Genomic DNA, 7,699 nt, shown 5'->3' with positions numbered 1-7,699 from the left:
GCACTGGAAAAGGCGGGCATGACTGCCGATCAGATCGATCTGTTTGAAGTGAACGAGGCCTTCGCCTCTGTGGTTATGCGCTTCCAGCGGGAACTCTCGGTTCCCGACGAAAAAGTGAACGTGAACGGCGGGGCTATCGCCATGGGCCACCCGCTGGGTGCCACCGGCGCCATGATTCTCGGCACCCTGCTGGATGAGCTGGAGCGGCGCGAGCTGCGCTACGGCCTGGCCACACTGTGCGTCGGTGGCGGCATGGGCATTGCCACCATCATTGAGCGCGTCTGAACCCGTCCACTTTTCCAGGAGAACCAATTATGAGTGCTATTCGTTACGAACTGGGTTCAGACCAGATCCTGACCCTCACCATCGATATGCCCGGCCAGTCCGCCAACACCATGAACGCTGCTTTCCGGGACGCCCTCTCGGAAACCGCCGCAAAAGTGAAAGACGACCTGGATAACATTCGCGGCATCATCATTGCCTCCGCCAAAAAGACGTTTTTCGCCGGCGGCGACCTGAAAGAACTGCATAAGGTCACCCGCGAAGACGCCAGGACTTTCGAGGATATGGTCAACGGCCTGAAATCCCACATGCGGTTTCTGGAAACCACCGGAAAACCCGTGGTGGCCGCCATCAACGGCTCCGCCCTGGGTGGCGGCCTCGAGATTGCCCTCGCCTGTCATTACCGTGTCGCCATCAATGACGACAGCATTCAACTTGGACTGCCGGAAGTGACTCTGGGCCTGCTGCCAGGTGGCGGCGGCACCCAGCGACTGCCTCGAATGATTGGCCTGGAGGCAGCCTTCCCGTTCCTGATGGAAGGTAAAAAGGTAAATCCGAAAGCTGCGCTCAAGGCCGGCATTATCAACGAACTGGCAGATTCTGCCGACGATATGATCACGAAAGCCCGAGCGTTCATTAAGGCCAACCCGAAATGTCAGCAGCCGTGGGACCAGAAAGGCTTCAGGTTCCCGGGTGGCGCGCCCCACCATCCTGCCATGGCGCAGAAGCTGGCGATCGCTCCGGCCATGCTGAAGCAGAAGACCAAAGGCTGCTATCCGGCCCCGGAGCGCATCCTTTCTGCTGCCGTTGAAGGCGCTCAGGTCGATTTCGATAACGGCAGCCTGATCGAGACCCGGTATTTTGCGGAACTGGTGATCGGCCAGGTTGCCAAGAACATGACCGGCACCTTCTGGTTCCAGTTGAACGCCATCAAGGCGGGCGGCAGCCGCCCCGAGGGCGTTGAGAAAGAAACCTTCCGCAAGGTGGGTGTTCTGGGCGCAGGCATGATGGGCGCAGGTATCGCCTATTCAACGGCTACACGGGGTATCGATGTGGTGCTGAAAGACGTCTCCGTTGAAAATGCCGAAAAAGGCAAAAGCTACTCGGAGAACCTGCTCGCCAAGAAGGTCAGTCGTGGCCGAATGACCGAAGAACAGAAGGCAGACATCCTGAGCCGCATCAAGGCCACCGATTCATCGGACGATCTGGAAGGCTGTGATCTGGTGATCGAGGCGGTCTTCGAGGACAGTGGACTGAAGGCAAAAGTGACCCAGGAAGCGGAACCCAAACTGGTGGCAAACGGGATTTTTGCGTCCAACACCTCAACCATCCCCATTACCCAGCTCGCCGGAGCCTCTGCGAACGCCGAGAACTTCATTGGCCTGCATTTCTTCTCACCGGTCGACAAGATGCAGCTGGTAGAAATCATCGTCGGCGAAAAAACCTCGGATGAAACCCTGGCGCGCTCGTTTGACTACGTTCAGCAGATCGGAAAGATTCCCGTGGTGGTCAACGACAGTCGAGGGTTCTTTACCTCGCGGGTCTTTGGGACCTTCGTCAACGAGGGCATCTGCATGCTTGGCGAAGGTATTCATCCAGCGAGCATTGAAAACGCGGGGGTGCTGGCCGGTATGCCCGTCGGGCCACTGGCGATTTCCGACGAAGTCAGCATGACCCTGATGCAACACATCCGGGACCAGAGCAGGAAGGATACCGAAGCCGCCGGCGGAACCTGGAATCCCCACCCCGCGGAGGCCGTCATTGATGCGATGGTCAACGAACATGGCCGCAAAGGCAAGGCTGCGGGCGCGGGCTTCTACGAGTACCCTGCCAACGGCAAGAAACACCTCTGGCCGGAGCTGGAAACTCTGTTCGTGAACGCGGAGAAGGCAAGAACGGTCAAACTGCAGGAGCTGAAAGACCGGATCCTCTTCATTCAGGCCATCGAAACCGTTCGTTGTCTGGAGGAAGGCGTATTGCGAACGGTAGAGGATGCGAATATCGGCAGTATCTTTGGCATCGGCTATGCGCCGTGGACCGGTGGCGCGATTCAGTTCATCAATCAGTATGGCGTGAGAGCATTCACGGAGCGGGCATCGGCGCTCGCCGAGACCTATGGTGAACGCTTTGCACCACCCAAACTGTTGCAGGAAAAGGCGGAAACGAACACACCGTTCGCCTGATTCAGCCTCTGCACGTCTGCTGCCGGGAGGATTTACCGATTCTCCCGGCAGTTTCCCCGTGTGCAACACGCCTCAACCCTGACGATCCCTCAGTTACGAACGTGGCGTCTTCATGGACAGATTGTCACGATCCGATACGCCCTGCCTATGGCATCGGGTGTAGTGCTTGCCTACAATAAATTTAATAAGTCACGGGTAGACACTCCCTCGCAAACCGAGGGGCTACCAACACCGTCGGGTAAGCATTTATGACATTCGCGGAAAGAATTATGGCTCGTCGCTCTTCGGCCGGATCTGTTCGGTTCGGGGTGTGCAAGGCAATGACTGTTGCATTGCTGCTGTCTGCGCCACTGGGGCTTCATGCGAACGTTGAAACTCCAGACGTGTACGAGCCAGTTGCACCGACGATTGATCAGGCGCGAGCCAATATCCTGATCGCCCGTCAACTGCAGTTTACCCACTTCCGGGACCTCGGAATCAGCGATGAACTCTCCGGAGATGTGTTTGATGCCTACCTGGATTACCTCGACGGGCAGAGAATCTATCTTTCGCAGGACGACATTGCGAAGTTCGACAAAATCCGCACTCAACTCGGCTCTGCCCTGAAAACAGGTCAGCTTCAGCCCGGATTCGATATTTACAATCTGGTTCAGCAACGGATTATCGAGCGCCTCCAGTTTGCTCTGGAAACAATCGACAAGGGCATCGACACGCTGGATTTCTCGGCCAACGAAAGTATTCTGGTCGACCGCTCGAAAGCGAACTGGGAATCGAACGCCAAGGCCCTGGACGATCTCTGGGTCAAGCGCATTAAAAATGCGGTGCTGGCTCAGCGCCTGAACGGGGCAGAAGACGAAGCCATCGTTGAAACCCTGCGCCGCCGCTACGAAGGCCAGTTGAAGCGCGCGTACCAAGCCCGCAGTGAAGATGCCTTCCAGGCCTATATGAATGCGTTTACCGGCATGTGGGACCCGCACACGTCCTACTTTTCGCCGCGCACCTCAGAAAACTTCAATATCAACATGAGCCTTTCACTGGAAGGCATCGGTGCTGTGCTTCAGTCGGACAACGAATACACCAAGGTGGTGAGACTGGTACCCGGCGGGCCCGCCTCCAAGCAGGGTCAGCTTGAGCCCGCAGATCGCATTGTTTCTGTCGCACAGGAAGACGAAAAGCCGGTGAATGTGATCGGTTGGCGTCTGGACGAAGTGGTGGATCTGATTCGTGGGCCGCGCAATTCGACCGTCACACTGGAAGTGATTCCGGCCAATGCCTCCGACGAGACCATTACCGAGACCATCGCCATCAAACGCGATGAAGTAAAGCTGGAAGAGCAGAGCGCCAGCAAGGACACCATACGTCTTGAACGTGGTGGCAAGGAATATACGATTGGCGTCATTACCATCCCCACGTTCTATGCGGATTTCCAGGCCATGCAGGCTGGTGACCCGAATTACAAGAGCACGACCCGCGATGTTCGCAACCTGATTGCGGAGCTCGAAGCCGACGGCGTTGACGGCCTGGTGATGGATTTGCGAAACAACGGCGGTGGTGCGCTGCACGAAGCCAATGATCTGGTCGGCCTGTTTATTGACAAGGGCCCCACCGTTCAGATTCGCAACGCCAATAACGATGTGCAGGTACTCAATGACGAGGATCCTTCCGTGGCCTACGACGGGCCTCTGGTGGTCCTCACCAACCGCATGAGTGCTTCAGCGTCCGAAATTTTCGCCGGCGCCATCCAGGACTATGGCCGCGGACTGGTTGTCGGTTCCCAGACCTTTGGCAAGGGCACCGTTCAGGCTGTGCGTCCCCTGAACCACGGGCAACTCAAGATCACCCAGTCCAAGTTCTATCGGGTATCCGGCGGCTCCACCCAGCACAAAGGGGTTATCCCGGACATCGAGATTCCTTCTCGTATCGACAAGACCCGCATCGGTGAGGACGCCCTTGATCATGCCCTGCCCTGGGACCAGATAGAGGCCGTGCCGCATACACGCTACTTCGATTTCAGCGGCATTATCGATGAGCTTCGCAAGCGGCACGAAGAGCGGTTCTCAACCAACCCTGAATTCAGCCTGCTGCAGCAGGAGATCGACTTCCTGACCAAACAGCGCGCCACCGACAGCGTCAGCCTCAACCTGGAAGAACGCCGCGCTGAGCACGAACAGATTGAACGCACACGGCTCACGATCGCAAACGCCCGTCGTGAACTGAAAGGCCAGACACCGTTCGAGTCGCTGGAAGACCTTGAAGACTGGCAAGACCAGCAGGCGGCGGACCTGAATTCCACCGATGAGGAGCTGGATTTCGTGATACGGGAAGGCGGACATATCATGGCCGACATGCTGGACCTTGATAACCGCATGGCATCGATCCTGGATCCCCAGCAATTTGCGGCACAGTCTCCGGCCGCCGCAGTGACACGTTGAACAGGCAGCTCCGGGTCTCATGACTGAGAAGGACGCAGGCGGACAGGATAGCCGCCAGAAAGCACGGATGTTGCAAGACATGCTGCTGGACGCGTTACATGCCATGCGCTCCCTGGAGGAAGTGGAAGGGTTGGAGAAACCGGCGGCTCAGGAACGAACGCCGGAAGGCCTGATCGACCGCTTGGCCAGCCTTACCGGGTCTGCGCTCCGCTTCGGGGTCAAGGCGACGGATACGTCTCTTCGGGTGGGCCGGGCGCTGATCAATTCCCAGGATCAGCTGCGCGCAATGCTCACAGCAGGCCAGTCTCTCAAAGACATCCGCGAAGTGGCCGGCCTCACCGTATCTGAAATGAGCGAGGCCCTTAACCTGCGGGACAAGTCCGTCCTGGAGGCTATAGAGAACGGCACCACCACCCTGTCCTTCGAACTGATACTACGTCTGGCAGCCCTCATTGCCAGAAACGATCCCATCCCGTTCATCATGCGCACCACGCGCAACTACAATCCCGAAGTCTGGCAGATTCTGAATGACTGGGGCGTGGCGAGACTGCCCCTGCAATTTGAGCGGGAGCGGGAGTTTATCAACATCTTCCGCCGGCATGATGACGCTCGCACGCTCTCGGATGAAGGTTTCCAGAAAGTGCTGGAGTTCACCCGTCAGAGCTTTGAAATGTCCCTGCACTTTATTGAGGAGCAGGAACGGCAGGTGGCCGAACTCAGGGCCACCTACGAGGAAAAGCACCCCGACGTGAAAAGAACACCTGACAAGCCTGCCGCCAAAAAGAAGCAGCCGGAGAGCACCCCACCGTCAACCAAATAACGCCTGCATACCGGTTATATTCGGGTTATGCACCACGCCCTTTTCAGTAACGATGGCATCGATCAGGCTTGCCGGTGTCACGTCAAAGACCGGATTGAATACGTTGATGCCTTCCGGCGCCAACCCGATACCGCGTATCTCCCGGATCTCAATGCCGTCGCGCTCCTCAATGGCCACATCTGCCCCTGACGCCGTGGCCATGTCCACCGTGCTTGAAGGCGCGACCACCATGAAGCCCACTTTGTGATGGCGGGCCAGAACCGCCAGGCTGTAGGTGCCGATCTTGTTGACCACATCACCATTGGCAGTTATTCGATCCGCGCCGACGATCACCCAGCGTACGTCTTTCCGGGCCATGATGGCGGCAGCGGCACCATCGGCATTCAACGTGACGGGAATGCCGTCGCGTGAAAGTTCCCAGGCCGTCAACCGGCCACCCTGAAGCCAGGGGCGAGTCTCGTCGGCATAGACGTCTGCCAGCAGCTTTTCCTCATGGAGACGACGAACAACGCCCAGTGCCGTACCGTAGCCCCCGGTGGCCAATGCACCGGTATTGCAATGGGTCAGCACCGAAAACGGTACCTCTGCTCCGATAAACTCAAGGGCATGGTCCGCCATGGCAAAGTTGGCGGCCAGGTCTTCCTCATGTATGGCCCGGGCCTCCGAGGCCAGGCGTTTTACCGCTTCGTCCAGCGAATGGCACGCGTGGAAAATCCTTTCCATGCGCTGCAGCGCCCAGAACAGGTTTACTGCGGTCGGACGTGAAGCTGCAAGCTCGCGAATGGCCTGTTTGATTTCCGCCTTCCAGTCCCCGCCACCGGCATGTCTGGCCGCAAGGGCCACCCCGTAGGCTGCACTGATGCCGATTGCAGGAGCGCCCCGAACCACCATATCCCGGATACTCTGCGCTACACCGGCAGCGCCTTCCAGCGTTATCCAGTGCTCCTCTCCCGGCAGCAGGCGTTGATCCAGCAGCTCAAGACTGCTGCCGTGCCAGCGAATCGCAACGGTGCCAATGGCCCGTTCTTGGGAGGGTTTCGGGGTTGTTGTCATAGAAGACTGCTCCGGTTTTTCAGCGCTGAAAACTGCCAGTATAACGGTTATACTTCCGGGCTACATTTTCAAGGTGTGGAAGCTCCGCGCCATGCGCTGTAAGGCAGGATAAATGACGGCAGACACTATCACCGCAGCCGATATTCGCATCAACGCGCGCTGGCTGATCCCGATTGAGCCGGCAGGCACGGTACTTGAGCATTATGCAGTGATTATCCAGGGTGACCGCCTTGCCGCAGTCATTCCCCAGGAACAGGCGGACAGATCGTTCAGAACCCGGGAAACCGTTGATCTTCCGAACCACGTCGTCATGCCCGGCCTGATCAACATGCACGGCCACGCGGCCATGAGCCTGTTCAGGGGCATGGCAGACGATCTTCCGCTGATGACCTGGCTGAATGACCATATCTGGCCGGCCGAAGGTCGCTTTATCAGCGAGCAGTTCATTGCCGATGGCACCCAACTGGCCATGGCCGAGATGCTGCGTACGGGAACCACCACGTTTTCTGACATGTATTTCTTCCCGGAAATTGCGGCTCAGATGGCGCACGATACGGGCATTCGTGCGCAAGTCTGTTTTCCGCTGCTCGACTTCCCGACGCCGTGGGGTGCCGGACCCGAGGAATACCTGAGCAAGGGCGCCGACTTTATCGACAGCTGGAAAAACGATTGCTACATCATGCCGGCCATTGGCCCCCATGCACCCTACACCGTGTCCGACGGCCCGATGATTGAAGCCGTCCGGCTCTCCGAAAAGACCGGCGCAGCCATCCAGATCCACCTGCACGAAACGGCATTCGAAGTGGCCGAGGCTACTGAAAAGCTGGGGCAACGGCCGACAGCCCGACTGGCGGATCTCGGCCTGCTAAGCCCAGAGACCCAGTGCGTTCACATGACCCAGATTGATGCCGGCGATATCAGCTTGCTTA

The 7,699-nt window shown here is 58.0% G+C and carries 5 protein-coding genes and 1 pseudogene; 5 read left to right on the top strand and 1 reads right to left on the bottom strand.

Annotated features, from left to right (window positions below; all coding sequences use genetic code 11):
• From B2W52_RS16100 to B2W52_RS16085, 4 genes and pseudogenes are all read left to right on the top strand, one after another.
• A pseudogene (locus B2W52_RS16100) lies at positions 1-285 on the top strand (acetyl-CoA C-acyltransferase); the annotation flags it as partial.
• Between the two features lie 29 nt (positions 286-314).
• On the top strand, positions 315-2,465 hold the full coding sequence (locus tag B2W52_RS16095) for a 3-hydroxyacyl-CoA dehydrogenase NAD-binding domain-containing protein (RefSeq protein WP_273070221.1): 2,151 nt from the start codon (positions 315-317) through the stop codon (positions 2,463-2,465).
• Positions 2,466-2,713: 248 nt separating this feature from the next.
• On the top strand, positions 2,714-4,897 hold the full coding sequence (locus tag B2W52_RS16090; RefSeq protein WP_286803733.1) for a carboxy terminal-processing peptidase: 2,184 nt from the start codon (positions 2,714-2,716) through the stop codon (positions 4,895-4,897).
• A gap of 19 nt (positions 4,898-4,916) precedes the next feature.
• Positions 4,917-5,717 (top strand): helix-turn-helix domain-containing protein, encoded by an 801-nt coding sequence (locus B2W52_RS16085; RefSeq protein WP_273070225.1) that lies wholly within the window; start codon positions 4,917-4,919, stop codon positions 5,715-5,717.
• On the opposite strand, the gene mtnA is transcribed toward B2W52_RS16085, so the two are convergent.
• Complete coding sequence (gene mtnA / locus B2W52_RS16080; protein WP_092034062.1) at positions 5,706-6,770, bottom strand: S-methyl-5-thioribose-1-phosphate isomerase; 1,065 nt, start codon at positions 6,768-6,770, stop codon at positions 5,706-5,708. The genes B2W52_RS16085 and mtnA overlap by 12 nt on opposite strands.
• 112 nt (positions 6,771-6,882) lie before the next feature.
• On the opposite strand from mtnA, the gene B2W52_RS16075 reads away from it, so the two are divergent.
• On the top strand, positions 6,883-7,699 hold an 817-nt coding region (locus B2W52_RS16075; protein WP_286803732.1), incomplete at its 3' end, for an amidohydrolase family protein.

It is taken from the genome of Marinobacter sp. UBA2498 (assembly GCF_002341575.1).
Taxonomy (GTDB): domain Bacteria; phylum Pseudomonadota; class Gammaproteobacteria; order Pseudomonadales; family Oleiphilaceae; genus Marinobacter; species Marinobacter manganoxydans.
This window is presented reverse-complemented; position numbering and strand designations above follow the sequence as displayed.